The organism is Brevibacillus laterosporus (assembly GCA_007833815.1).
GTDB lineage: Bacteria > Bacillota > Bacilli > Brevibacillales > Brevibacillaceae > Brevibacillus_B > Brevibacillus_B laterosporus_D.
The window spans coordinates 2,628,833-2,655,000 of record CP033464.1; the positions used below are offsets into that span (position 1 = coordinate 2,628,833).

A 26,168-nucleotide genomic window follows, 5' to 3' on the forward strand; every position below is an offset into this window, starting at 1 on the left:
TAGTAGGAGCATGTAAAGCCAATAAGATGGTAATAGAGACATACGTCCATTGCGAATGCTGTTTCTATAAGGTATGATAATTGTAAGTCTTGCTTGAAGGATCTTTGCAAAAAGATGTTGAAGCAAGTTTTTTGGTCGAGGGTTGGAAAAAGGTTGACCTACCGCCCTTTCCTGATTTATAATGTAGTCTGACAGTCTGTAGAATAATGAACAGTTGTCCCACGGTTTCAAGCGGAGGGAGGGAAAATAGATGGCAGAAGTACGCATTAGAAAAAATGAATCTTTGGAGAGCGCGCTTCGTCGTTTTAAGCGTGAAAATGCTAAAGCTGGAGTGTTGGCTGAGCTTCGTAAGCGTCGCCACTTTGAAAAGCCTAGCATTGCTCGCAAGAAAAAATCCGAAGCGGCTCGTAAACGTAAGTTCTAATTAACGGGAGGGCTCATCATGAGTGTAATGGAGCAACTCAATCACGATATGAAGCAAGCGATGAAGGACAAATCGGCCTTAAAGCTCTCCGTTATTCGCATGGTCAAAGCCACCATTAAAAACGAAGAGATCAAGCTGGGTCGAGATCTGTCCGACGATGAAGTGCTGACTATCTTGACCCGTGAGTTAAAGCAACGCCGTGACTCCCTCCATGAGTTTGAGAAAGCCGGTCGTGAGGATTTAGCGACAAAGACACGTGACGAAATGGATATTATATTGGCTTATATGCCTGCTCAATTAAGCGAAGAGGAGATTCGTCAAATCATTCGCGAGGCTGTAGTTGCTGTTGGCGCTACTTCCAAGAAAGAGATGGGCAAAGTCATGGGAGCCATCATGCCGAAAGTAAAAGGCAAAGCTGATGGTAACCTTGTCCAACGAATCGTCTCTGAAGAATTACCTTCATAAGCAAATAAAATCCAGTCTCATGTAGGCTGGATTTTTTGCGGTATATAATTTTGGAATGAATAGCCTTGTCAGATTAGGAGTTCCCTTCCCCGACAGGGCTTTCTTTGCCTTTTGTCTACTTTTGTAAATAATTGAAACTTCCTTCCTATCTACTCGTATACCTATGTATGATGTTACAAAACATGATAGGAGAGGAGGGATTGCACCTTGAGACAACGTCTAGCCTTTACTCGCATGTTTGCCTTTATGCTTGCTCTGATAATGTTTGCCGGAGGGATGTTAGCTTGGACAGCTTGGTCCCAGCCTGTAGAAGCAGCAGGTAAGCGGGTTTTTTATGTGCCTGTTGAGCAAGATATCGAGCGCGGACTTGAAAGTTTTTTGCGACGTGCTATCCAAGAAGCCAATGAACAACGCGCAGATGTCGTCATTCTTGACATTAATACTCCGGGTGGAGATGTAGTGTCTGCTGGCAATATCGGTGCATTGATCCGAAGTGCACCTATGAAAGTCATTGCCTATATTAACAATCAGGCTTTTTCGGCAGGAACTTATATTGCCTTAAATGCAAATGAGATTGTAATGGAACCGGGAAGTAGTATAGGAGCTGCCGCGCCAATTGACGTGCAAGGGAATGCAGCCTCGATTAAAATTACCTCTGGATGGGCTCAAATGATGGAGGAAGCTGCTAAATTAAACGGCAGAGATGCTTCTGTAGCGAAAGCCATGGTCTTTATTGATGAGGATTTTGCTGGATTAAAAAAGAAGGGTGAAATTTTATCCCTTGGTGCAGAAGAAGCACAGAGACTAGGCTATGCAGATAAGATTGTGCGTAGCAAAGCTGAGCTATTTCAATATGTAGGAGTAAACGAGAGTGAGATTATACATATCTCTCCTACGCCTACTGAGAAGGTTGCAAGGTTTGTCACCAATCCTGTTGTCCTAAGCTGTCTGTTGTTGATTGGAATGCTTGGGGTGATTATTGAGTTGTTTGCCCCTGGTTTTGGGGTTGCAGGTATTATTGGTATCTTGTCCTTTACGCTTTATTTCTTCGGACATTTTGTAGCGGGATTTGCCAATTGGTTGGATATTGGCCTATTTATTATTGGGGTCATTTTGATGATACTAGAAATCTTCTTGCCGGGCGGTATAGTGGGCTTCCTTGGTTTTGCAAGCATGTCTACAGGTCTAGTATTGGCTGCTTATGACACTAAACAAGGGCTTGCTTCCTTGGGAATTGCAGCCATCATTACGCTCATTGTAGCGTTCATACTGGCTAAATATTTCGGAATGAGGGGGACCTGGAGCAAATTTGTTCTAAAAGAGGAGCAACATAAAGATACAGGATATGTAGCTCCCAAAAATCAAAATAATTTGCTTGGGAAAACAGGTGTAGCTTTAACCACGTTGCGCCCTGCTGGAGTTATTTTGATTGAAGAACAACGTATTGATGCAGTAAGTGTAGGTGGATACGTTGCAGCTGGTAGCGCAGTTAAAGTGGTTCAGGTAGAAGGGGCACGCATTGTCGTGCAAGAATGGAAAAATGAAAGTAAGGGGTAGGTTTAGATGGACACAAGTATGATCTCTTTCGTCTTTATGATCGCGGTTGTCATTATTGTATTGTCTGTTTTCTTCTCATTTGTACCAGTAATGCTATGGATTTCCGCTTTAGCTTCAGGTGTAAGCGTAAGCATCCTGACATTGGTAGCGATGCGTCTTCGCCGTGTAACACCATCGCGTATCGTAAATCCATTAATTAAGGCACGCAAGGCTGGTCTTGACCTTAATACAAACCAGTTAGAGAGTCACTTTTTAGCAGGTGGTAACGTAGACAGAGTGGTAGATGCCTTGGTAGCAGCTCAGCGTGCAGATATTCCACTAGGATTCGAACGAGCAGCCGCGATTGACTTAGCAGGTCGTGACGTACTGCAAGCAGTACAAATGAGTGTTAACCCAAAAGTAATTGAAACACCAATCATTGCAGCTGTAGCGATGAATGGTATTGAAGTTCGTGCAAAGGCAAAAGTAACAGTACGTGCGAACATTGACCGTTTAGTTGGTGGTGCTGGTGAAGAGACAATTATCGCTCGTGTAGGTGAGGGGATTGTTACCACTATTGGTTCGTCCAACAAGCATAAGGACGTGTTAGAAAACCCTGATCTTATTTCACAAACGGTCTTGAACAAAGGTTTAGATGCAGGTACAGCTTTTGAAATTCTGTCGATCGATATCGCGGACGTAGATGTGGGTAAAAACATTGGTGCTCAATTGCAAACGGACCAAGCCGAAGCGGACAAACGTATTGCTCAAGCAAAAGCGGAAGAACGTCGTGCAATGGCTGTCGCAACTGAACAAGAGATGAAAGCGCGCGTTGAAGAGATGAAAGCAAAAGTAGTTGAATCAGAAGCAGAGGTACCATTGGCTTTGGCAGAAGCGTTGCGCACAGGTAAGCTAGGTGTTATGGATTATTACAACATGCAGAACGTCATGGCAGATACTTCTATGAGAGAGTCATTTGGTGATCCAGAAGGTACAAAGAAAAACGACACAGATAAGAAATAGGTGATGGGGCATGGAAACTCTCATCGAGCTGATCTTTTACTTGTTAACGGGTAAAAAGATGGATAAAAACGAGATGCCCAAGATGTATCCGATGCAACCTATGGATAGGCAGCCTGGAGAAATGTTGCCACCCTATCAACGTCAGGTTGTAAAAAGAAGTCCAAGAGAAGTAGCGCAACCTGGTGTGTTTGAAATACCCACGACATCCCAATCAGGAAGCGCAATGCCATCTGGTCCTGTCTCTACAAGTTCAAACTCCATGCCAACAGAATGGCAAGGAACTTATACGGAGGATCTTAATGAGACTTCTGTAAATCAAGTGAATGTCTCACCACATCATGGGAGAACAGAGCTGGAGAAGGAGCTTGAAGAAGGTAGATCGATGCTGGAGGAGCGTTATGAATCTAATGCAACTCGGATGATCTTGGCACCTACTGAGCACAAAAACAGCAAACTATTGAATGTGGAAGTGCACGGATCATCCGTTCGTATTCCACAGGAGCAGGCTTTGTTTACTACTCAAAGACATTCAGCTAAGCCAGTAGGAACGGCATTGGACGGTATGAGATGGGTGATTATTCTAGGTAAACCACGTAGCAAGGAACCGCACCCTACGTCAGCTTTTGGTGGTTATAGGATGGGGAAGTATAGGTAGCGGTTTAGGTGGCTAACCCCATTCAATAAAAAAGGACCTCGGGCATTTTTGATATGCTCCCCTTGTGGTAGACAGTTGAAATAATATAACTGTTTCCTTACAAGGAGGAGCATTTTTATGTCCCATAAAGCAAAAATATCTGGGTCAGACAAGATTGCAGCTATTGAAAAATATCTTCGTGGGGAAGATTCGCTTAATCATTTAGCAAATCTTCTAGATGTTTCCTTTCCATCTATTAAACAATGGCTTCAAACTTATCAAACGTTAGGTCCAAACGGATTGCTCAATACATCCAAGAACTCCTCCTATTCCACAGAATTAAAGAAAACAGCTGTCGAGGATTATCTGGCTAGTGGTGGTTCTCACATGGATATATGTAAAAGATATGGCATCAAATCAACCCGCCAACTGCGTAACTGGATCCTGAAGTATAATGGTCATGAGAAGCCGAAAGCTTGCGGCACAGGAGGAACACCAATCATGACAAAAGGACGAGCAACTACTTACGATGAAAGAATTGAAATCGTCAGATTCTGTATAGAACATCAACACAATTACGCCCAAACCGCACAGAAATTTCAGGTATCCTATCAGCAAGTTTATTCTTGGACAAATAAATACGTTAAATCTGGTGTAGATGCACTTCAGGATAAACGTGGGAAGCGAAAGTCTGAAGATGAGATGTCCGAAGTGGAGAAGCTGAGGGCACAAAATAAGCTGCTTCAAGCTGAGAACAGAAGAAAGCAAATGGAGATTGATTTATTAAAAAAGCTGGACGAAATCCAAAGGAGGCGATTCTAAGCCAAGTCCGATATGAACCTGTATATCTTGCAATACGTGATCTTCATGAAAGGAAATCATATCCCATAAGTCTACTCTGTGAAAACATGGGAATTCAACGTTCTTCGTATTATAAATGGCTAAATAGGAAAGAAAGTCATAACGAGAAATTCAACAAAGAGTTGCTTCCCATGATTAAGGATGCCTATGAAGAAAGAAATGGGATCCTTGGATATCGTCAGATGACAATCAAACTAAACCGACAACACAATCTTACTGTTAACCATAAACGGATATACAGACTCATGAGAATCTTACAAATAAAATCAGTATGCCGCAGGAAGAAGAAAAGTTACATTCCGTCAACTCCTCAAATTACGACGGAAAATATTTTGAACAGAGATTTCGAATCCGACGGATTCGGTACAAAATGGCTCACTGACGTGACGGAAATGAAGTATGGCCTTCAAAGCAAGGCTTATTTGAGTGCAATCATGGATTTGTCAGATAAAAGTATTGTTTCTTTTGTGGTAGGGCATTCCAACAACAATAAACTTGTGTTTAGAACTTTTGATATCGCACATCAATCATATCCTAATGCTAAACCCATCTTTCATAGTGACCGAGGATTCCAATATACGAACAAAATGTTCAAAAAGAAACTGGACGACGCAGGAATGATACAAAGCATGTCGAGGGTATCTAGATGCATAGACAATGGACCGATGGAATCGTTTTGGGGAATGATAAAATCCGAGATGTATTATCTCAATAAATTTAATACATACAAAGAATTGGAAGTAGCAATTATGGAATACATAACTTACTACAATAACCATCGATACCAGAAAAGACTAAACTGTATGACGCCTTTGGAATACAGGCACTACCTTCAAAATTCAGCAGCATAAGAAAGACACCAACCTAAGTGAATAGTTGGTGTCTGATCTTTTATTTTTCCATTGTCTACTTGACGGGGGGCAGTTCATTTTACTAGCCTAAGGTTCTTTTTTGTGTTTACTTTTATATCCTTCACGAATGTTATTATACGTTTAAAACGAAATGATTTGAGACGTGATATACTAGCGGTAATACTAGCTAGCAATACATAAGCCCAGCAAGCAAAGGAGAGGAGCACCATGGCACTCTATGATAAAAAAGGTCCAATCATCATGAAGGAAGAACCAGGCGTTAAATTTTACTGTATGTGCGGCCTCACAGAAGAAGCACCCTACTGTGATGGCTCTCACAATGGACAAGAGACAGGAAAAACCCCATATATAGTTAAATTTAGTGAAGCCAAGACCGTTAAAATTTGTGGATGTGGAAAGTCGGAAAGGTTACCGTATTGTGATGGAGCACATGGAAAATTCGAGAAATAAATCAACTGAGACCTACATGTGAGTAGTATATACATGTAGGTTTTTTTATTCTTCTAGCTCCCCGTTTAATAGCTTCATCGTGTTGTTTTCATATTTCCCTTCGTGTTGTTAGCTTCCATCTCAATCTCCATTTTCATATCCTTCACAGCTACGTTTACGTTTTAAAATCCACCTCTCCTTTTTTCAAATTCCCAGCATGATAAAGCCTACCTTCTGCATAGGTATAAAAGAACGGATTTTTGTATTTCAAGCGCACGGCTACCAATAAACAACTCCACTCAAGCATGTAGGATGGATATGCATGGAAGGGGGCTTACATATGAAGAAATGGAGCCGCCGACTGCGCCGAATGGCTGTGGGCGTGTTGGATCTACCTCAGGATGTGGTACTCGAAGTCCCGAGAATTACAATGATTGGTCATTTGCAAATGTATATAGAAAACCACCGAGGAGTCCTGCAATTTAGTGAAAATGAACTCCGTTTATTGCTAACCAATGGACAGTTGCTGGTCATAGGAGAACAGCTGGTAATTCGCGCTATTTTGAAAGAAGAGGTGCTATTGGAAGGCAGAATTGGCAAGGTAACATTCATTCAAAATACGTGACGAGCTTATCATGAGGGGGATACAGATGCGAAACGTAGTAAAGGAATGGTACGAAGGCCACATAACCGTAACGATTCGCGGCAAGCGGTTTGAACGTCTTATCAACCTTGCTGTCCGCGAAAACATTTCCATGTGGAATATCAAGAGAGTGGAGCCTGAGCTTGGGCAGTGTGAGTTGATGATTGCCGATTTTTATCGGCTTCGTCCATTCCTGAAGGAGACAGGCTGTCGTGTGCATGTGACCAGTCGAGATGGGTTGCCGTTTTTGTTGTTACGAATGCGAATGAGGATCGGTTTTGTAGCAGGTATCTTTATTTTTTTACTGGGGTTGTACATGCTCTCCACATTTGTATGGCAAATTGAAGTGCAAGGGACACATAATATCACGCCATATCAGGTGACACAGGCGGCGGAGAAAGTAGGATTAAGAGCTGGCGCATGGAAATTTAAAATTGGCGATCCACAAGAGTTACAGCGACGTATTTTGGGCTATATACCAGAAGCCTCATGGGTAGGTGTTGAGTTAAATGGGACGAGGGCAATTATTCAGGTCGTTGAAAAGGTTGATCCGGAAAAGAGTGTTACGCATGAACCCAAACATGTTGTGGCAAAGAAAAAAGCGGTTATTCACAGTATTTTTGCAGAAACAGGCAAGACTATGGTTAAAGCGAATCAATATGTGGATAAAGGGCAGATATTAATTTCAGGTATTATTGGCAACGAGGAGCGCCAATCTGTCGTCTCTGCCCGTGGACAAGTGGAAGGAGAAGTGTGGTATCGATCTGACGTGACCGTACCCCTAATTCAGAACCAGCTTATTTATACGGGCGAAAAACAGAAGCAGCATTTTTTAATATTGGGGTCGTCCACTGTGCGGCTCTGGCCAGTTGAAATCAAGTCGTACAAGCATGATCGTAAAACGGAAAAACGGTTCCAAGCCGCCTTCTTTGACTATCAATTACCGTTTGGGTGGAAAACAGAAATTGATCGAGAGTTAGAGCCTAAGATTATTCGGATGAGCGATAAGGATGCTTTAGAGGTAGCTAAACAATTTGCAAGAGCAGATATCTTGAAACGAGCCGGGGAAGATGCGAAGATAAAAGAAGAAAAAGTTTTGCACGTAAAACAAGAGAATGGTAAAGTTTATGTAAGTATCTATTTTTCCGTCATCGAAAATATAGCGATTGACCAATCAATTGTTGCTACGCCGCCCGCACTAGAAGGCACACCAAACCAAAATAACTGATGGCAAGGAGATGGACAAAGGTTGCAAGTACAAGAAGAAGTAGTGATCCAGTTTGCAGATGCACAGGAAGCATTGCTTTTGTTTGGACCTCATGATTCCTATTTAAAACAGATCGAAGAAAAAACGACAGCCCAGATAGGAACCCGCACCGGAGCATTCGTCATCAGTGGGGAAAAGGCAGAAGTCGACAAGCTGGCTACGCTATTTGATACTTTATTGCAGTTGATCCGCAGGGGAATTACATTATCCGAACGTGATGTATACTATGCGATGCAGCTAACAGAAAAAGGGGAAGAACAAGAGCTTCTGCATCTCTATGAAGAAGAAGTAGCACGTTCTCATCGTGGTAAATTAGTCCGCGCCAAAACCCTAGGACAACGCCATTATTTGTCCGCTATTAAACGAAATGATATCGTGTTTGGCATTGGTCCTGCTGGTACTGGTAAAACATATCTAGCGGTGGTAATGGCCGTACAGGCTCTCAAAAACGGTCGAGTAAAACGAATCGTCCTCACTCGTCCAGCAGTGGAAGCAGGCGAAAGCCTTGGTTTTTTGCCGGGTGATTTACAAGAGAAGGTAGATCCGTATCTACGCCCTCTCTATGATGCTTTGTATGATATGTTAGGAACTGAACAGGTTAGTAAAATGATGGAGCGAGGTATCATCGAGGTAGCACCGCTTGCTTATATGAGAGGGCGTACTTTAGAAGATAGCTTCATTATTCTGGATGAAGCACAAAATACTACACCAGAACAAATGAAAATGTTCTTGACGCGCTTGGGTTTTGGCTCCAAAATGGTCATCACGGGGGATGTTACCCAAGTTGACCTGCCAAAAGGCAAAAAGTCTGGTCTGCGAGAAGCAGAGCGTATCCTTTCGATTATTTCTGACATCGCTTTTATTCAATTTCAAGATACAGATGTTGTGCGTCATAGCTTGGTTCAAAAAATCATTACAGCGTATTCCAAAGAGGAGCAGCAGAATTAGGCTGGCTCCTCTTGGAGTCTCTTTATGTGATTATATAAATGATAAGTTTCAAAAGAAAAAGAGGGAAGAACATTGCTGACGATTGAAATTGTAAACGAGCAAGACCAAGAGATTACTCAAGAGCTTGAACAACTGATTGAAGGGTGCTTACAAAGAGCAGCTCAATTTGAAGACATTACGGGTGAAGTGGTGATTACACTTGTAACTAATGAACGTATCCACGAACTAAATCGCGACTATCGCGGGGTGGATCGTCCTACCGATGTGTTATCTTTTGCACTGAATGAAGAGGGCGAGGGTGACATGGAGATATTTGTGGAAGAAAGCGAATTTGGTGACTATCCAAATATGCTAGGTGATATTATTATTTCAATCCCACGAACAAAGGAACAAGCCCAAGATTATGGTCATTCCTTTGAACGAGAACTTGGATTCTTAGCCGTGCATGGATTTTTACATCTGATTGGCTATGACCATGGAACCCCTGAGGAAGAAAAAGAGATGTTTACTCGCCAAGAACATATATTGCAAGAAGTAGGATTGACGAGATAGGAGCGGTCAACGTGAAAGAATGGCTTCGTTTGTGGCGCAGTTTTGGTTATGCCATACAAGGAATTAACCATGCTGTCCGCACCCAACGAAACATGCAAATACATGTAGCAGTTGCTCTCGGTGTGGTTATTGTATCCATTTGGTTACAAGTTACTCGCCTGGAGTTTAGTCTGTTATTATTGGTTATTGCCGTTGTCTGGGCGCTTGAACTATTCAATACCGCCGTAGAAGCTGTTGTTGATCTGGTTACAGAAGAGTATCATCCACTAGCAAAAATAGCGAAGGACGTAGCTGCTGGGGCTGTCTTTGTAGCCGCCATGTTTGCCATTTTGATTGGAATACTCATTCTTGGACCACCGCTATACGCCTATCTCTATACTCGCTAGGAAAGAGACACTATTTATGGGCAAGAAGACAACTAGACGGACCTCCCAAAAGGGAAGGGCATCGTCTGGTCTCTTGGCATCCTCATTTTTATTTAGAAATAGGAGAGGAAGAATTGTATGAATCAACAACTATTAATTGAACAAGCAAAAGTAGCAAGAGAGATGGCTTATGTGCCCTATTCTAAATTCCCGGTAGGTGCTGCATTATTAGCAGATACGGGTAAAGTATATCTAGGATGTAATATTGAAAATGCCGCTTATCCTCTGTGCAACTGCGCAGAACGTACAGCGTTATTTAAAGCATATTCAGATGGAGATAAGACTTATCAAGCAATCGCTGTAGTAGCGGATACGCCAAAACCGGTACCACCATGCGGAGCGTGCCGCCAGGTTATGGCTGAAATGTGCCCGCCTGATATGAAGGTAATCTTGTCCAATCTGAATGGAGATGTTACGGTTACAACAGTGAGTGAACTATTGCCAGGTGCTTTTACAAAGGAGGATCTTCTTGGATAATCATAAAAAGAAAGAAACATTTAAATCAGGATTTGTATCAATTATTGGTCGTCCAAATGTAGGTAAATCCACATTACTAAATCAAGTTGTAGGACAAAAAGTTGCTATTATGTCCAATAAACCCCAAACAACACGAAATCAGATTCGTGCGGTGCATACCACCGACAAGGGTCAATTGATTTTTATTGATACACCAGGTATTCATAAAGCGAAGTCCAAATTGGGCGATTATATGGTATCTGCTGCGGAAAACACACTAAATGAAGTGGATCTGGTGCTATTTGTAATTGATGCAACGGAGAAGCGTGGCGCAGGAGAAGAGTATATTCTAGAGCGTTTGAAAAAGGTTAATACCCCAGTCTTTTTGGTTATCAACAAGATTGACCAAATTCATCCAGAAGCATTGTTGCCTTTAATTGATGAATATCGTACGCATCATGATTTTAAACAGATTGTTCCTATCTCTGCTTTGCAAGGAAATAATACAGATGCCCTGTTACAATCCATTTTGTTAGAAATGCCAGAGGGACCGATGTATTATCCAGCAGACCAAGTAACAGATCATCCAGAACGTTTTATCGTAGCTGAGTTGATTCGTGAAAAGGTTCTACATCTGACACGTGAAGAGATTCCACATTCTATCGCTGTAACGGTTGAAGAAATGAAGCGTGGAGAAAATGGCAAAACTTTGTACATTTATGCTGCGATCTACGTAGAGCGTGATTCCCAAAAAGGAATTTTGATCGGGAAAAAGGGGGACATGCTTAAAGAAATTTCCAAACGTGCGCGATTTGACATGGAGCGTTTGCTAGGGGAAAAAATCTTTTTAGAAGTATGGGTAAAAGTAAAGAAAGATTGGCGTAATCAGGAAAGAATGTTGCGCAATTTTGGCTTTTATGAAGAAAAATAAACAGTTTTTTTACTATACGTGACAATTTTTCCAAGGCATAGAAATGGGGGCTACGGTGGATTCTATATAAAGAAAGTGGGAGCCGAAAAAAAGGAAAGGATGATGCAACATGCTTCGCAACTTTTCTTGGAGTTATTTTGCTTCAACCGGTGATATCCACGCTTACCTTCTTTATAAGGAACATCATGAAGCACAAAACGTTGCTGATGATGCAGGATCACTGGATCAAGCCCTATTGGAACAGGGTGATTCTCAGGTATGCTTGTAAAGTGGGAAGGAATTGTCATCCGTAGCGTTGATTACGGAGAAAGTAGTAAAGTGGTCACACTTTATACCAGAGAATACGGTAAGGTCGGGGCAATGGCAAGGGGAGCCAAAAAACCTCGAAGCCGCCTGGCCGCCGTATCTCAATTGTTTACACATGGGTATTATCTGTGTAAAAAAGGAACGGGGACAGGAATGCCAGAGCTCACACAAGGGGATACTCTTCATTCCTTTAAAGACGTGCGTCAAGATTTGATGCTGACAGCTTACTCTGCTTATATGGCAGAAATGTTGGATCGTTTGACGGAAGAGCGTGAGCCTAATCCATACCTGTTCCAATTATTAGTGCATACACTCCAGTATATGGATGAGGGCAAGGATGCGGAAATTCTATGCCGTATATTTGAAAGCAAAATGCTGATTCTTGCAGGGATTCGTCCTCATGTTGAGAGCTGTATTTCTTGTGGTGCAGAGGCAGAACCGTATACCTTTAGCGTCACACACGGTGGTCTCTTATGTAGGAGATGTACACATACTGACCCTTATTCATTGCATATTTTACCAGCTACATGGAAGCTTTTACGGCTGTTTTTGTTATTTCCTCTTGAGCGTTTAGGAGAGATTGAGGTAAAGACAACTACCCGAAATCAACTGAGGCTTCTGTTGCATAAGTATTTGGATCAACATATTGAACTGCGTCTTAAAAGTCGCAACTTTCTAGAACAGATGGAACGTCTAGAGTTGTCTGATGGATTTGACAAGGCATAGTTTTTTGGATATCATGATCAATTGTGATCATATAAATACATAACAACGGCTTATCGGGACGAGAGTTCCCTGCCTCCTTTTGTGGAGGCTTTTTTCTACTTTCTGTACATTTGACAGCAGAAAAAAAGCTTTTTACGATTCTTTTGCAGGAATCTATCTCTTTATAGAGTAATACTAGGGATAGTAATTTATGAATCGGTGGTGATCCGTCATCGAATTGACCAAACGCCAAGAACAAATTTTGCAAATTGTAAAAGATGAAGGTCCGATTACAGGTGAGAATATAGCTGAACACCTGAATTTAACAAGGGCTACTCTTCGACCTGATTTATCCATCCTTACCATGTCGGGTTATTTAGATGCCAGACCGAGGGTTGGGTATTTTTATGCAGGTCGTCCTACATCGTCGGTCATTGCAGAACGATTGCACAAGCTTGTGGTAAATGATTATAAAGCGGTGCCCATCGTCGTGGCTGAATCAGCGACGGTGTATGATGCAATTGTGACGTTATTCTTAGAAGATGTAGGTACATTGTTTGTTGTCAATCAAAAAGGTTTGTTAGCCGGTGTAGTGTCCCGAAAGGATTTACTCCGGGCTTCATTGGGTAACAAGGGATTGGAGAGCATTCCTGTCAGCATAATAATGACAAGGATGCCCAATATCGTCACGTGTTCTCCAGAAGAAACACTTCTGGATACCGCACAAAAATTGATTGAATTCCAAATTGATTCACTGCCGGTCGTACGCCCCAACGAAGAAGATCCAAAAACCTTTGAATTGTTGGGCAGAATTACCAAAACAACAATTTCTAGAGCTTTTGTGGAGCTTGGCAAAGAGTCGAATGTGTAGGGGGAAGTTAGATTGGAAATGAATACCCAATTAATTTATGTCGTATCGGATTCAATTGGAGAAACAGCAGAATTTGTCGTGAGGGCAGTGTCAAGTCAATTTAGCGGTAAAACGGTAGATATACACAAGTATCCGTACATGGAGGATAAAGAGTCTATTGATGAAGTTATCCTTTCCGCCAAAGAATCAAAAGCCTTGGTTGTGTTTACCCTCGTTGTTCCTGAACTTAAGACTTATATTGTGGAGCAAGCCAACAGACATAACGTACCGATTGTGGATGTAATGGGGCCATTATTATCCATCATGGAAGATCTACTCCAGACGAAACAATCCGGAAAGCCTGGATTAGTACGTAAATTGGATGAAGATTATTTCCGAAAAGTGGAAGCCATTGAGTTCGCTGTGAAATACGATGATGGCAGAGACCCTCGTGGTTTACTTCGAGCAGATGTTGTGCTAATCGGGGTATCACGTACGTCTAAAACTCCATTATCCATGTATCTGGCTAACAAACGCTTGAAGGTAGCGAATGTACCGTTGGTGCCTGAGGTAGAGCCGCCGGAAGAATTGTTCTTACTACCAGCGGAAAAATGTATTGGACTTACCATAAATTCAGATCAATTAAACGGAATTCGCACGGAACGATTAAAGGCTCTAGGTCTAACTGCCCAAGCGAATTATGCAACGATGGATCGAATTGAAACAGAATTGGAATACTCAAGAAAAATCATGGAACGCGTAGGTTGTCCGGTGATTGATGTTTCCATCAAAGCGGTTGAAGAAACGGCTAATATTATTCTAGACATTATTCGACGTAACAAAATTAAAAAACGACGATAAGTTTGGAATAAAAAATAGTAATTGAAAGAAGGATTTTGCCGAACTTTGACGAATAAAGTAATTTCATTGCTGTGAAAAGGTGGATGGCTATGGCTCAATCTGCACCCGAAGAATTCGTCAACCAGGTTCGAGCAGCTGTTGACATCGTAGACGTGGTCGGAGAATACGTACAACTGAAGAAGAGGGGGCGCGCCTATCTAGGCTTGTGTCCGTTCCATTCGGAAAAAACCCCGTCCTTTAATGTAAACGCGGAGCGACAATTTTATCATTGCTTCGGGTGTCATGCAGGGGGAGACGTATTCTCTTTCGTTATGCAGGTGGAACAGCTATCGTTTCCTGAGGCCTTGCAAAAACTTGCAGACCGGGTGGGATTAACCCCGCCAGCTCCCCTCGCTCACGAAGATAATCCGATGCAAAGCGTGAAGGCAAAAATGTATGAAGCCTATCGTTTTGTGGCGAAACTATATCATTATGTTTTAACGTCTACTCCCTATGGATCGGAAGCTCTTCGCTATTTGGAAAATCGAGGTTTTACTAGAATGATAATTGACGAATACATGATTGGGTTTGCGCCCGAGTCATGGGATTTCGTTAAAGATAATCTCGTGAAGCGGAACTTTCCATTAGAGTTGATGGTCGAAGCAGGATTGCTTTCCTCCAATGATCGTGGAAGAGTGTACGACAAATTTCGCAAGAGAGTTATCTTTCCGATCCAGGATTCACAGGGAGAGGTTATCGGATTTGGAGGAAGGTCAATTGATGGCTCGGAACCCAAGTATTTAAACGGTCCAGAAACACTTCTATTCAACAAAAGTCGAACTATATTTAACCTGCATCGCGCGAGAAGCGATATGCGCAAACGGAATCAGGCAATCCTTTTTGAGGGATATGCGGATGTAATTGCTGCGTGGCAGGCTGGCATTAGTAACGGAATCGCTACGCTAGGAACCGCTTTTACCGAGCAACAAGCGCATCTGATCAGAAGAAACACGGATCAGGTAATTCTATGCTACGACGGTGACTTTGCCGGACAAGATGCAACGGCAAAAGCGATTGATCAATTGCAAAAAGCTGGTTGTACGGTGCGAATTGCTCCACTTCCCCAGGGTAGTGACCCTGATGATTATATAAGGCAGTATGGCGCTGAACAATTCTCCCAGCAGGTATTATTGCAAGCTATGCCGGTGACATCCTTTCAATTGAAACATTTGCGGAGTAAAACCGTAATACAAGATGAAGCGGATAAAGCTGAGTATGTAAGACAGGCACTGGAATTCATCGTTACACTCCCGAACGCGATCGAACGGGACATGTATGAACGGCAACTGTCTGAAGAGTTTTCTCTATCCCTTGAAGCTGTAAAGACAGAAGCGAAAAAGCTGTACAAGCAACAAAAATTAACGAATCAAAGGGATAAAGTTACCGCACCATGGAATAATAGTATAAATAATGGCAAATTTACGGTTACAAAAGCACCTGCACACGAAAATGCAGAACGAATGCTGCTGTACTATATGTTGCGAGATCCGGAAATTGCTTTACGTGTGCAACAGGAATGTAACGCAGATTTCCAAGTGGATGAACACAGTGCTCTAGCCGCTTACTTGTATGCTTATTATGCAGAGGGGCATCCGGCAGATCCTGGAGCCTTTATACACTATGTTGAAGATGAGAAGTGCAAGCAATTAGCCTCGGGATTAGCCATGATGGAATGCAGAGATGATGTATCTGATAAAGAGATTGAAGACTACATCAAGCAGGTGAACAATTACCCTATACGCGCGGAACTAGTAAGGTTACGTGAACAACAAAAGCAACTGAATTTGCAAGCGGGAAGCACCATAGATGAAGAGCAGCGTAAAAAGCTTGTTATTGAAGCCGCTTTACTAGGGATGAAGATCGCCGAAATGGAAAATGCTTTGAGGGAAGGGTAGTTATCAGCATCATTCCCGAGGAAGGAGGGAAAATAGATGAACAAGCAAAACTTGACACCAGACATGGAGACATTGTCTGTGGACCAGGTAAAAGAACAATTGGTGGAACTAGGTAAGAAGAAGGGAAGCTTGACTTTCAAAGAAATTACAAATCGTCTATCTAACTTTGATCAGGATTCTGATCAAATGGATGAGTTCTTCGAATTCCTAGGAGATCAAGGGATTGATGTCAGTAATGAGAGCGAAGAAGACGAAGAAGCAGATGCTATGATGATTAAGGACGAGGAACAGGAGCAGGAAGGGTTTGAATATGATGACCTGTCTGTGCCACCGGGAATCAAGATTAATGATCCTGTGCGTATGTATCTGAAGGAGATTGGGCGGGTTCCTCTACTTTCCGCTGAAGAGGAAATTAAACTGGCGCAACGTATTGAACAAGGTGATGAGGAAGCAAAACGCCGATTGGCAGAAGCTAACCTGCGTCTCGTTGTAAGTATAGCAAAACGCTATGTGGGTCGTGGGATGTTGTTCCTTGATTTGATCCAGGAAGGTAATATGGGTCTAATTAAAGCCGTTGAAAAATTTGATTACCAAAAAGGATACAAATTTAGTACCTATGCAACTTGGTGGATTCGCCAAGCCATTACCCGTGCTATTGCAGACCAAGCGAGAACCATTCGTATCCCTGTTCACATGGTTGAGACCATCAATAAGCTAATTCGTGTTTCTCGCCAATTACTCCAAGAATTGGGGCGCGAACCTGCTCCAGAAGAGATCGCTGAAAAGATGGATTTGACTCCAGAAAAAGTACGTGAAATCATGAAAATTGCTCAAGAGCCGGTATCACTAGAAACACCAATTGGGGAAGAAGATGACTCCCATTTGGGCGATTTTATTGAAGATCAGGAAGCGCTAGCTCCTTCTGATGCTGCTGCTTATGAATTGTTGAAAGAGCAGTTGGAAGATGTTTTAGATACATTAACAGATCGTGAAGAAAACGTACTACGTCTTCGTTTCGGATTAGATGATGGTCGCACTAGAACATTGGAAGAAGTAGGAAAAGTCTTTGGTGTAACTCGTGAGCGTATCCGTCAAATTGAGGCGAAAGCCCTACGTAAATTAAGACATCCTTCCCGTAGTAAACGTTTAAAAGATTTTTTGGAATAGCCGATAATGATATAGTAAGCATTAAGCCTACGTTTTGCCATATACGCTGCGTAGGCTTTTTTGTTGGTAAAAAACAGGCTGTTACTTCAAATCTGATCCATTTCATGAGACAAAAAGAGAAATGGCATCAAGGAGGCGATGTCTACTTGGATGATCAACGTAGAAAAATAATTATTACTGAAATTGAAAATTGGCGACGCAATCATTTACTGCCAGAACATTATTGCATTTTTCTGTTAAATCTCTATACAGAAGGCAAGCATGCTCAAAATCAAGAAGTGCCCATCACAAAAAAACGCTTATCCTTTTGGCCAAACAGAAAGTGGAGTAGTAGGACTGAGAAGCAACAAGTCTTTATAGAAGGAGCGGGCTCCCAAATTCAAGGTAGTGGGAGAGAAGCGCAAATCCTTTCCGTAAAGCTAATGGGAGGAATCTTTCTTGTAGGACTTGTAATCGCTGTCATGGTCTTGCTTGCTTTTTATTTTAACGCTTTTAGTATTCCAATGCAAATGAGCATTTTGGTGGCTAGTTGGGTGATTGCTTATGTGCTGGCTTTTGTGTTTAAACGAAAAATACCGCTATTATCCTATTTTTTCTTACTTGTTACCATCCTCATAGCTATAACAAGTCTCTACTATTTTGGGGAAAAATGGAAAATAAGTCAAGATACATATTTGTGGTCACTTCTTTTGATGGCTGTGTATTCTGTCTTACATGGCTTACTATTCCGTTATCCACTATTTATATTCATAGGGATGATGGGTATAGGTGTTCTATATGGGACAGCCATGTTAATACGCATGGGTAATTTATTTAGCTGGATGAACATTGAACTGTATTGGGTGCCTTTATCTTTCATAATGATCGGATTAGGATTTCTGTTCCATGAGCGCTATCGGCAACTTGCCTATACACTGGTAGCAAGCGGACTACTCTACTTTTTTGGGCCAGAGATTAGCTCATGGTGGATTCCTGAGGTGTCTCGGGAGATGATACAAATTATGATAGTTATTAAGATATTTATTAGTGCAATATTATTTCTCTTTACACGTCGCTATTGGCTAGAATGGCTTCGACTATAATTCATAGAATCTTTGTGAATCACTACTTGATGTACACGCTCAGAGGCTTCGTCTAAAAACACGAAGCCTCTTTATTTTATTATTGAGACTATCCAAACCTCTTTCTAATTGTATATAATAAAAAGTAAATTCTGAACAAACGCTCGGTCAGTCAAAACGATTACTTGCATGCTGTAGCGACCTGAACTTTATATAGCCATAAAGGAGAGAGATGACATGCAATTTGACCTTACCCAGGAACAGCAGATGTTGCTGAAAATGATTCGAGAATTTGCAGATGAAGTAGTAGCGCCTGGCGCGGAACAACGTGACAAAGAGAAGCAATTCCCTGTTGACATTATGAAGCAATTAAGTGAATTGGAATTGATGGGCTTACCATTTCCCGAAGAATTTGGGGGTGCTGGAGCGGACACGATTAGCTTTGCTATTGTCACTGAAGAGCTGAGCCGTGCATGTGCATCTACAGGCATTACTTATTCAGCACATATTTCATTGGGTGGGGCACCCTTGCATCTGTTTGGTACTAAGGAGCAAAAAGAAACTTATTTAACAAAAATCTGTAGTGGGGAGAGCATAGGAGCATTTGGATTGACAGAGCCACAAGCGGGTTCCGATGCAGGTGGAACAAGAACACACGCTGTGCTACAAGATGGGCAATATGTTATTAACGGCTCCAAATGTTTTATTACCAATGCTTCTTATGCCAAGTTTCTCGCTTTGACAGCTGTAACAGATAAAACAAAAGGGACAAAAGGAATTACCGCTCTTCTAGTCCCTACTAATGCTACAGGATTTAGGGTAGTGGATCGCTATGAAAAGTTGGGTTTAAACGCTTCTAATACCACAGAGTTGGTCTTAGAAGACATTAAAGTACCTCAAGAGGCTATATTGGGCAAAGAAGGAGAGGGCTTCAAACAATTTTTAATTACGTTAGATGGCGGTCGCATTGGTATTGGTGCAATGTCAGTTGGTGTGGCTCAGGCAGCTTTTGATCGAGCACTGCAATACGCAAAAGAAAGAAAAGCTTTTGGCTCTAGCTTATCGCATTTCCAAATGATTCAACAGAAATTGGCTGATATGGCAACCCAAATCGAGTTAGCCCGTACGTTGGTTTATAAAGCAGCGTGGCTCAAAGATCAGGGACGCAAATTTACCAAAGAAGCTGCTATGGCTAAGCTGTATGCCTCGGAGGTCGCGATGTCTGCAACGCATCAGGCCATTCAGATTCATGGAGGATACGGTTATATGAAAGATTATCATGTTGAACGCTACTTCCGAGATGCACGTTTATTGGAAATCGGTGAAGGGACTTCTGAAATCCTACGAATGGTAATTGCGCGTGAAGTAAGTAAATAGGCTCTGTAAATCTCTCCAACTTGGAGGGATTTTTTTACTGGAAATCAAGAGCAAAAACGTAAATATGGGAATAGTATTGAGGTGTTATACTAGTCTTCTTGTAGGCTATTTGTTAATATCCGGGTACGTATTCATTTTTATTTGTGGCTTATTGATGAAAAAAATGTTTATGCTCAACGTTTCTCTCCTCTACCTACATCACCCTAGAAATTACCATATTACTCATCCAGTTTCTGCATGTGTTTTTTTGGCAAGATGAGGTAAAATGGATGAACTGGAGGTAATAGGAACATGACATTAACTATTTCTAAACGTTTACAAACAATTGCGGCATATTGCCCCAAAGATGCTCTTGTAGCTGATATTGGATCGGACCACGCCCTGTTGGCTTCTTATTTATTAGTAAACAATCAGGCGCGTTATGTGATAGCAGGTGAATTGAATGAGGGACCTTATCAAGCAGCACTCCGTCAGATTGCTACGTTAACAGCAAAAGACCGAGCTTCTGTTCGAAAGGGAGATGGCTTAGCAGTACTAGCTCCGGATGAGGCAGAAGTCATTTGCATCGCTGGGATGGGCGGACAATTAATTGCTTCTATACTAGATGCGGGACTTGATAAACTGGGAAAAATAAAACGCTTGATCTTACAACCAAATGTTGGAGAAGATGCGTTACGTCAATGGCTATATGAGCACGGATATCAATTGATAGCAGAAGACATCTTGGAGGAGGACGGCATTATTTATGAAGTGCTAGTTGCCGAACCAGGAAATCCAGATGAACCGTATCGGTCAGACAAATGGAACAAAAAGGAGCTAATGGAGATAGGGCCTTTTTTATTGCAGCAACAGTCTCCTATCTTGCTAACAAAGTGGCAATCTGAATTGGAAAAATGGAAAAAAATTAAAGAAGGCATGGCGGCATCCACTCGTGTGGAAACGCAGGAAAAAATGTCGGAAATTGAAAATAAAATTATTTGGATTAAAGGAGTTTTGACATGCTTGCAAACGGACAAACCATCATACAATTAGTGGAGAGACTAGCACCAAAATCTTTGGCGATGGAATGGGATAAAATCGGATTGCAAGTAGGGACACTACAAAAGCCTGTTCAGAAAGTGTTGACAGCTTTGGATGTAAATGAAGAGGTGGTTGATGAAGCAATTCAAAAAGGTGTTTCGCTCATAATTGCTCACCATCCTGTGATATTTCGGCCCTTAAAACATCTACGTACTGATTTGCCAGCAGGACGCCTATTAGCAAAGCTACTTGCCCATGATATTGCTGTCTATAGCATGCACACCAATTTGGATGTCGCTGATGGAGGCTTGAATGATTGGCTTGCAGAGGAACTAGAATTACAGCAACCCGAAATTCTTGATGTAACGTATCAGGATGAGTTTAAAAAGCTAGTAACCTTTGTACCTAAATCGCATAGTGAACAGGTTTTTCAAGCGATGGTCAAAGCAGGTGCTGGTCATATTGGTCAGTATAGTCATTGTAGCTTCCAGACGGAGGGAACAGGAACGTTTTTACCACTTGAAGGCACGACTCCATTTATTGGTGAGCAAGGGAAAGTGGAGTATGCGGAAGAGATACGAATTGAAACCGTTCTAATAAGCAGTCAACAAACGGCTGTGATTAAGGCAATGAAAGCGGCGCATCCGTATGAGGAGGTAACTTATGATATCTATCCTCTTGATCTGTCTCCTCGCACGCTTGGGCTAGGGAGGATTGGTAAACTAACAGAACCTATGACTTTGGAGGCGTATGCTCAATTTGTAAAAATGAAGCTAGGGCTGGAAGGGGTTCGCATCGTTGGTCCTAAGGATCGCATAGTGAAGAAGGTGGCTGTACTTGGAGGTAGTGGTGGTTCTTATTTGTTAAAAGCTGCTTTTCGTGGTGCAGATGTAATGGTAACTGGTGATGTTGGTTATCATGAAGCGCAAGATGCGTTCGTGGAAGGATTATCAATTATTGATGCTGGTCATAACATTGAAAAAATCATGAAGCCAAGATTGGCTAGTTTTTTACAAGAGAAGCTGCAAGAGAATAAATATACAACCGAAGTAATTGCCTCAGAGATTCATACAGATCCGTTTCAATACCTCTAAGGCAAAAGACCTGCGGCATAAAAAGGGAGTGGGCAACATGTCCTCAATTCGTGATTTCTACGAGTGGCATCAGCTTCTTGGGAAAATAAAACGAGCAGAACGTGAATTGGCTGGTGTAAAAGAGCAAGAGAATGAACAGATGAAACATATAAGGGCTATTGAGCGTAAAATGGAGGGCATGCCCACAGAAACCCCTGATCAACAGATTGAACGAATGCTAAAGGAGCAAGAGCTCTGGATGGCCAAAAAAGAATGGGAACGAAACGGAAATGAGCTGATTGAGAAGCGATTCGCTTTGGAGCAATCATTGCAATTTTCTCGAATGGAAGCAACTGATCGCAAATCAAAATTAGACCCAGTATGGTTGAGTGAGTATGAACGACTGCTGGAAACGAAGAAAAATCCAGTGGTAGAAGTGAAAAATAAGTCTTGTATGGGCTGTTTTATGCCGTTATCAACGAGTAACTTTGATAAGTGGCGAAGAGGGAAGGGGCTGGTATATTGTGACGAGTGCGAAAGGATCCTCGTTTAGCAAGAAATGGTGGAAAGTAATTCCTGTTGCTGTAGCTACTGTGATGGCTACCGGTGTTTTGTTAGAACCCGTGCAGGCTGAGGAATTAGGGGATAATCTTTCGGCTCAATTGCCTTTTATTGATATATCCAATCATCCTGCCAAAGAGGCTATCGTGAAAGCCTATGAGGAAGGTTTATTTAGTGATTCATCTAAAGCAATCAAGCAGTTTTTCCCCGAGAAGGCTATGACACGGGCGGAGTTCTTTATATTGACCAGTCGTTTTTTACAAAACAACCAAAATAGATTGTTTCCACTGACTCTGTTGGAGGATAGCGACGAATTTGGTCGAGGACAAGGAATGGACGAGCCGTATTTACCCTATAAAGATGTGCATTACATGACATGGATGTATCCAGGTATTTTACGTGTGTTTGTTTATCATGATAGGGTTGCTGGTGCAAGGACTCTACATAAGGCTTTTCCTGGAGATGAATTTAATCCTAATCAGCCTATTACAAATGAAGAAGCTGCTAAAGTGTTGTCGATAGTAACCTTCTCCGCGAAGAAACCCGGATGGGAAATGGAATTGGTAAAGAAAGGATCGAAACCTTTAACACGTGCAGATGCAGCAGTTTTGATCGAACAGGTGAGCACATCTTTACAATTACAGATGTTACTGCCGTTAGCTGACGAGACACGCTCTCTCTATCCATTTGTACCTGTTCATGAGGACATGTATCCGTTATTTGCTACCTATGATTCTCCAACGGAAACGGAGAAAAGGTTCATAGACATAGTTGATGCGATTAAAGATTACTTAGAAGAGAAAGAAACTTTTAAGGAGCTTGATGAACTACCAGCTGATTTTGCCAACCAGGTGGGGGTGCATTATTACAAAAGCTGGGATTACTACAAGGAACCCGCAGATAATGCAAAAGAAGCATTTCTTGCACTAGATGCTTATTTAGAAACAGTGGAGCATGATCCAAAGATTCTGGGTCTACTTACCGCTAATATTTATGATGTCGGATTACAAATGCTACGGACAAATCAGATCAAGGAGCTTGAAGATTTGTATCAAAAGCTACTTGGCTACGAATCAAAACTGGTCAAAGATTCAGAGGAATGGAAAGTGTTTGGCCTATATTTGGCATCCATTGAAATTCATTTAGATAAATATGACCTGGCGATTAAACGCTATCAAGAGAGACCGGATCTAGTTCTTGCTGTACAAAACGGCTTGTATTATTTAATCAAAGAGAATCGACTCTTTGATGCAGAAAGCTTGTTAAAACGGGCCATAGAAGTAGATCAGAAGCATGAATTTGAAGCCTTGTATGAACAAGCTGGTCATGAGTTAGATCTCTTATCTTCGACTAGGCAAAATCATTATGCAACCCTTCTAAGTAAAGCCTACAAACAGATGGATGAAGCTGAAGGGATCATCGTAAAGACGGAGATGAACTACGGTGGTACGGTGTTAAAGGTAACCGAAGAGATGGATGGGCAGAGAGGGGTTACTCATACGAAGGGAATTTTCCAAAAGGAAGATCAAGCTGTGTTAAATAAAATGGAAGCATATTCAGATCACCGCAATCAAACCAAGTATGAATGGGACAATGAAAAGGAAGTCTGGACTAAAAAATTGACGGGTAAGCCAACTGGAAAAAGTGAATATTTGCATGAGTATGTGAGCGATCTATCTGTTTTAAACCGCTTGAATAAGCTTCATGCTCGATATTTGAAGCAAAGCTTTGGAACATATGAAGTCATTACGGAATTTTATGAACCAAACGAACTTCAAAATTATGCAAAAACACTGGATTTACAAGAGAAAAAGCTCTTATATGCTCCTACTTTTGTTGTAAAGTATTATCTAGATTCCGCTACCAATCAATTATTACGCAAATCTTGGAAAATAACGGAGATTTATGATAATGGGGAGTACATCAAGTTGGATGGCGATGAATCCTATGAGCTTCCCAAGAATTTGCGTCTGGACATCCCGAAAGAGGTAACGGAAGGAGCGGTTGTTATTCATGAAACTTAGAAAGACGGGAATCTTAGCCCTTACGCTCATGCTCCTGTGGCCTGGTTCGGGGGCTTTGGCCACCACACCAGGAACACTAGCGAATGTCCCATCTTATGATACAACTAGCACGAATAATATGCCTCTCTTAGAGTTGCAACAGGTGTATTATATTTTGCAAGAAAACCATTTGGACAAACCGAGCGAAAAGAAACTTGTACAGGGGGCCTTGCAAGGTGTTCAACAGTATATAAAAGATGAGAAACATGCTGTAGTTGTCGTGGATGAGAAGGATGATACTGTCAAAGAAATGGTGGATCGGATCAAGCAATGGCAAGCCCAACAAAAGTTGGATTGGTATGGTGTTAGCTACTATGGGATTGAAGGAATGTTAACTCAAGTAAATGACCCTTATACCACTTTGTTTACACAGGATGAACTGGATCGGTTTGAGAACAGTGTTAATAATAATTTCGTCGGCTTTGGAATTATGTTTCGAAAAACAGATAAGGGCATTATTGTGCGCAAGGTTGTTGAAAACTCCCCAGCAGATGTAGCTGGAATTAATTCAGGGGATAAGCTGGAAGCAGTTAATGGTAAAAAAATAGTAGTAGAGCATCTAGAAGAGCTAATTACCATGCTACAAGGAGAAGAGGGTACGAGTGCAACTCTTACCTTTTACAAATCCGGTACAGCACAGACAAAGGATTATACCATCAAGCGATCTCCTCTTATCATGCCAGAAGCAACGAGTCATCTTTTCGCATCCAAATCTGAAACGATTGGATATGTGAGACTAGATACGTTTGGAAGCGATGCGGGTGATCAATTTAAAGAGCAATTAGATAAACTGGAAGACAAACAAAAGAAATTGACAGGTTTGGTCATTGACTTACGTGATAACGGTGGCGGATATCTAAGTGCAGCTAGGGATATTGCCAGTCTGTTTATGGAAGAAGGCTTGTTGATGTATACGACTAATCGTAATGGAGTTGAGGTAGAGAATTGGGTGCGCAATGGTCGCCCTGTTTCCTACCCCGTTACGATTTTAGTAAATGGACAAACCGCATCAGCATCAGAATTGCTCTCTGGTGCACTACAAGATCATAAAATAGCCAAACTGATTGGAACCAAGACCTTTGGAAAAGGGGTTGCTCAAACAGTCCTGCCTCTGGTTGATGGTAATGCGTTAAAAGTGACGTTGCAAGAATATCAAACTCCGACTCATCGTAAAGTAAATAAGATTGGCCTAGTACCTGATTTGGTTGCAACAGATGATATTGGTCAAGTGGTGGAAGCGTTGAATGAGTTGGGAGAAAATCGCATAGAAGTGAGACAAAAAAGCGATGACGAGGTAGTTGTAAATGGAGTTTCGTTCTATACAACTTCGCCTATACTGAAAAAAATGGGGAATAGCTTAAATATCCGCAGTACCTTCATGCAAAGTATGCTTCAGGAGAAAACGGCTGTTCCAGCTGAATATCGTCCTTTAGTGTCAGTTACCAACCCTACAGTTACCTTTACTTGGAAGAAAGAAAATAATGAATACATGTTTATCAGCGAAAAGAAAAAATAGATAATAAAATGACCCGAGACTGTTATAAGTTTCGGGCCATTTTATTATTTAATTCATACTTGACAGGTCGGAATAGTGTGAATTAAACTTGAAATAACGATCTAGATATGCTGGGTGGTAGAGGAAATGTGCATTCTCCTCTTGATTAGCAAGTCAGAGTGGTGAAAGGAAAAAGGAGATGTGTGACACATGAAGAAACATGTTGAAA

At 41.7% G+C, this 26,168-nt stretch carries 29 protein-coding genes (1 of these 29 cut by a window edge); all 29 read left to right on the top strand.

The features are described 5' to 3' along the window. Positions 1 to 250: 250 nt before the first annotated feature. Positions 251 to 424, top strand: a complete 174-nt coding sequence (locus tag EEL30_13810) for a 30S ribosomal protein S21 (GenBank protein ID QDX93283.1) — start codon at positions 251 to 253, stop codon at positions 422 to 424. Between the two features lie 18 nt (positions 425 to 442). Then, positions 443 to 889 (top strand): GatB/YqeY domain-containing protein, encoded by a 447-nt coding sequence (locus tag EEL30_13815; GenBank protein QDX93284.1) that lies wholly within the window; start codon positions 443 to 445, stop codon positions 887 to 889. Between the two features lie 207 nt (positions 890 to 1,096). After that, positions 1,097 to 2,446: a nodulation protein NfeD gene (locus tag EEL30_13820; protein ID QDX93285.1), complete on the top strand. Its 1,350-nt coding sequence runs from the start codon at positions 1,097 to 1,099 to the stop codon at positions 2,444 to 2,446. A gap of 6 nt (positions 2,447 to 2,452) precedes the next feature. Further along, positions 2,453 to 3,448, top strand: coding sequence for a UPF0365 family protein (locus EEL30_13825; protein ID QDX93286.1), 996 nt, complete (start codon positions 2,453 to 2,455; stop codon positions 3,446 to 3,448). Between the two features lie 10 nt (positions 3,449 to 3,458). Further along, positions 3,459 to 4,103 (top strand): hypothetical protein, encoded by a 645-nt coding sequence (locus EEL30_13830; protein QDX93287.1) that lies wholly within the window; start codon positions 3,459 to 3,461, stop codon positions 4,101 to 4,103. A 117-nt stretch (positions 4,104 to 4,220) separates the two neighbouring features. Next, complete coding sequence (locus EEL30_13835) at positions 4,221 to 4,904, top strand: transposase (GenBank protein ID QDX93288.1); 684 nt, start codon at positions 4,221 to 4,223, stop codon at positions 4,902 to 4,904. Further along, complete coding sequence (locus EEL30_13840) at positions 4,865 to 5,794, top strand: IS3 family transposase (protein QDX93289.1); 930 nt, start codon at positions 4,865 to 4,867, stop codon at positions 5,792 to 5,794. The genes EEL30_13835 and EEL30_13840 overlap by 40 nt, the downstream gene beginning before the upstream one ends. 228 nt (positions 5,795 to 6,022) lie before the next feature. Then, on the top strand, positions 6,023 to 6,265 hold the full coding sequence (locus EEL30_13845) for a CDGSH iron-sulfur domain-containing protein (protein ID QDX93290.1): 243 nt from the start codon (positions 6,023 to 6,025) through the stop codon (positions 6,263 to 6,265). Positions 6,266 to 6,584: 319 nt separating this feature from the next. Continuing rightward, a complete protein-coding gene (gene yqfC, locus EEL30_13850; GenBank protein ID QDX93291.1) occupies positions 6,585 to 6,869 on the top strand; it encodes a sporulation protein YqfC in 285 nt (94 codons plus the stop codon). Positions 6,870 to 6,894: 25 nt separating this feature from the next. Further along, entirely contained in the window at positions 6,895 to 8,115 is a 1,221-nt protein-coding gene (yqfD, locus tag EEL30_13855; protein QDX93292.1) for a sporulation protein YqfD, read from the top strand. A gap of 21 nt (positions 8,116 to 8,136) precedes the next feature. After that, positions 8,137 to 9,102 (top strand): PhoH family protein, encoded by a 966-nt coding sequence (locus EEL30_13860; GenBank protein QDX93293.1) that lies wholly within the window; start codon positions 8,137 to 8,139, stop codon positions 9,100 to 9,102. Positions 9,103 to 9,174: 72 nt separating this feature from the next. Beyond that, positions 9,175 to 9,654 carry an rRNA maturation RNase YbeY gene (gene ybeY / locus EEL30_13865; protein ID QDX93294.1) on the top strand — a complete coding sequence of 160 codons (480 nt, stop codon included), beginning with the start codon at positions 9,175 to 9,177 and terminating at the stop codon, positions 9,652 to 9,654. Between the two features lie 11 nt (positions 9,655 to 9,665). After that, positions 9,666 to 10,040 (top strand): diacylglycerol kinase family protein, encoded by a 375-nt coding sequence (locus EEL30_13870; protein QDX93295.1) that lies wholly within the window; start codon positions 9,666 to 9,668, stop codon positions 10,038 to 10,040. Positions 10,041 to 10,157: 117 nt separating this feature from the next. Continuing rightward, positions 10,158 to 10,556 carry a cytidine deaminase gene (locus tag EEL30_13875; protein ID QDX93296.1) on the top strand — a complete coding sequence of 133 codons (399 nt, stop codon included), beginning with the start codon at positions 10,158 to 10,160 and terminating at the stop codon, positions 10,554 to 10,556. Then, a complete protein-coding gene (locus EEL30_13880; GenBank protein ID QDX93297.1) occupies positions 10,549 to 11,466 on the top strand; it encodes a GTPase Era in 918 nt (305 codons plus the stop codon). Before EEL30_13875 ends, EEL30_13880 begins: the two co-directional genes overlap by 8 nt. Positions 11,467 to 11,575: 109 nt before the next feature. After that, a complete protein-coding gene (locus EEL30_13885; GenBank protein QDX93298.1) occupies positions 11,576 to 11,734 on the top strand; it encodes a YqzL family protein in 159 nt (52 codons plus the stop codon). Further along, the gene (gene recO, locus EEL30_13890; protein ID QDX93299.1) at positions 11,725 to 12,498 is read left to right on the top strand and encodes a DNA repair protein RecO; all 774 of its coding nucleotides are present in this window, start codon (positions 11,725 to 11,727) and stop codon (positions 12,496 to 12,498) included. Before EEL30_13885 ends, recO begins: the two co-directional genes overlap by 10 nt. A 217-nt stretch (positions 12,499 to 12,715) precedes the next feature. Next, positions 12,716 to 13,348 (top strand): transcriptional regulator, encoded by a 633-nt coding sequence (locus tag EEL30_13895; protein ID QDX93300.1) that lies wholly within the window; start codon positions 12,716 to 12,718, stop codon positions 13,346 to 13,348. A gap of 18 nt (positions 13,349 to 13,366) precedes the next feature. Continuing rightward, positions 13,367 to 14,188, top strand: a complete 822-nt coding sequence (locus tag EEL30_13900) for a kinase/pyrophosphorylase (GenBank protein ID QDX95770.1) — start codon at positions 13,367 to 13,369, stop codon at positions 14,186 to 14,188. A gap of 89 nt (positions 14,189 to 14,277) precedes the next feature. Then, positions 14,278 to 16,122 (top strand): DNA primase, encoded by a 1,845-nt coding sequence (locus tag EEL30_13905; protein QDX93301.1) that lies wholly within the window; start codon positions 14,278 to 14,280, stop codon positions 16,120 to 16,122. A gap of 36 nt (positions 16,123 to 16,158) precedes the next feature. Further along, entirely contained in the window at positions 16,159 to 17,289 is a 1,131-nt protein-coding gene (gene rpoD / locus EEL30_13910) for an RNA polymerase sigma factor RpoD (protein QDX93302.1), read from the top strand. A gap of 146 nt (positions 17,290 to 17,435) precedes the next feature. Next, positions 17,436 to 18,371 carry a hypothetical protein gene (locus EEL30_13915; protein ID QDX93303.1) on the top strand — a complete coding sequence of 312 codons (936 nt, stop codon included), beginning with the start codon at positions 17,436 to 17,438 and terminating at the stop codon, positions 18,369 to 18,371. 216 nt (positions 18,372 to 18,587) lie between these two features. After that, entirely contained in the window at positions 18,588 to 19,727 is a 1,140-nt protein-coding gene (locus tag EEL30_13920; protein QDX93304.1) for an acyl-CoA dehydrogenase, read from the top strand. A gap of 291 nt (positions 19,728 to 20,018) precedes the next feature. After that, a complete protein-coding gene (locus EEL30_13925; protein QDX93305.1) occupies positions 20,019 to 20,759 on the top strand; it encodes a tRNA (adenine-N(1))-methyltransferase in 741 nt (246 codons plus the stop codon). Next, a complete protein-coding gene (locus EEL30_13930) occupies positions 20,726 to 21,841 on the top strand; it encodes a Nif3-like dinuclear metal center hexameric protein (protein ID QDX93306.1) in 1,116 nt (371 codons plus the stop codon). The genes EEL30_13925 and EEL30_13930 overlap by 34 nt, the downstream gene beginning before the upstream one ends. 37 nt (positions 21,842 to 21,878) lie before the next feature. Continuing rightward, positions 21,879 to 22,373, top strand: coding sequence for a hypothetical protein (locus EEL30_13935; protein QDX93307.1), 495 nt, complete (start codon positions 21,879 to 21,881; stop codon positions 22,371 to 22,373). 43 nt (positions 22,374 to 22,416) lie between these two features. Then, positions 22,417 to 24,405, top strand: coding sequence for an S-layer homology domain-containing protein (locus EEL30_13940; protein ID QDX95771.1), 1,989 nt, complete (start codon positions 22,417 to 22,419; stop codon positions 24,403 to 24,405). Next, positions 24,395 to 25,960 (top strand): S41 family peptidase, encoded by a 1,566-nt coding sequence (locus EEL30_13945; GenBank protein ID QDX93308.1) that lies wholly within the window; start codon positions 24,395 to 24,397, stop codon positions 25,958 to 25,960. Before EEL30_13940 ends, EEL30_13945 begins: the two co-directional genes overlap by 11 nt. Positions 25,961 to 26,149: 189 nt before the next feature. Beyond that, on the top strand, positions 26,150 to 26,168 hold the start of the coding sequence (locus tag EEL30_13950; protein QDX93309.1) for an alpha/beta fold hydrolase. Its footprint extends 815 nt past the window's final position; only the first 19 of its 834 coding nucleotides appear in the window; it begins with the start codon at positions 26,150 to 26,152; the stop codon falls past the right edge of the window.

Excerpts from the sequence above, each read along its gene's own strand:
- EEL30_13810 (QDX93283.1), top strand. The coding sequence starts at position 251 with ATGGCAGAAGTACGCATTAGAAAAAATGAATCTTTGGAGAGCGCGCTT.
- EEL30_13815 (QDX93284.1), top strand. The coding sequence starts at position 443 with ATGAGTGTAATGGAGCAACTCAATCACGATATGAAGCAAGCGATGAAG.
- EEL30_13825 (QDX93286.1), top strand. The coding sequence starts at position 2,453 with ATGGACACAAGTATGATCTCTTTCGTCTTTATGATCGCGGTTGTCATT.
- EEL30_13830 (QDX93287.1), top strand. The coding sequence starts at position 3,459 with ATGGAAACTCTCATCGAGCTGATCTTTTACTTGTTAACGGGTAAAAAG.
- EEL30_13835 (QDX93288.1), top strand. The coding sequence starts at position 4,221 with ATGTCCCATAAAGCAAAAATATCTGGGTCAGACAAGATTGCAGCTATT.
- EEL30_13845 (QDX93290.1), top strand. The coding sequence starts at position 6,023 with ATGGCACTCTATGATAAAAAAGGTCCAATCATCATGAAGGAAGAACCA.
- yqfC (QDX93291.1), top strand. The coding sequence starts at position 6,585 with ATGAAGAAATGGAGCCGCCGACTGCGCCGAATGGCTGTGGGCGTGTTG.
- yqfD (QDX93292.1), top strand. The coding sequence starts at position 6,895 with ATGCGAAACGTAGTAAAGGAATGGTACGAAGGCCACATAACCGTAACG.
- EEL30_13875 (QDX93296.1), top strand. The coding sequence starts at position 10,158 with ATGAATCAACAACTATTAATTGAACAAGCAAAAGTAGCAAGAGAGATG.
- EEL30_13885 (QDX93298.1), top strand. The coding sequence starts at position 11,576 with ATGCTTCGCAACTTTTCTTGGAGTTATTTTGCTTCAACCGGTGATATC.
- recO (QDX93299.1), top strand. The coding sequence starts at position 11,725 with ATGCTTGTAAAGTGGGAAGGAATTGTCATCCGTAGCGTTGATTACGGA.
- EEL30_13900 (QDX95770.1), top strand. The coding sequence starts at position 13,367 with ATGAATACCCAATTAATTTATGTCGTATCGGATTCAATTGGAGAAACA.
- EEL30_13905 (QDX93301.1), top strand. The coding sequence starts at position 14,278 with ATGGCTCAATCTGCACCCGAAGAATTCGTCAACCAGGTTCGAGCAGCT.
- rpoD (QDX93302.1), top strand. The coding sequence starts at position 16,159 with ATGAACAAGCAAAACTTGACACCAGACATGGAGACATTGTCTGTGGAC.
- EEL30_13920 (QDX93304.1), top strand. The coding sequence starts at position 18,588 with ATGCAATTTGACCTTACCCAGGAACAGCAGATGTTGCTGAAAATGATT.
- EEL30_13925 (QDX93305.1), top strand. The coding sequence starts at position 20,019 with ATGACATTAACTATTTCTAAACGTTTACAAACAATTGCGGCATATTGC.
- EEL30_13930 (QDX93306.1), top strand. The coding sequence starts at position 20,726 with ATGCTTGCAAACGGACAAACCATCATACAATTAGTGGAGAGACTAGCA.
- EEL30_13935 (QDX93307.1), top strand. The coding sequence starts at position 21,879 with ATGTCCTCAATTCGTGATTTCTACGAGTGGCATCAGCTTCTTGGGAAA.
- EEL30_13940 (QDX95771.1), top strand. The coding sequence starts at position 22,417 with ATGGCTACCGGTGTTTTGTTAGAACCCGTGCAGGCTGAGGAATTAGGG.
- EEL30_13945 (QDX93308.1), top strand. The coding sequence starts at position 24,395 with ATGAAACTTAGAAAGACGGGAATCTTAGCCCTTACGCTCATGCTCCTG.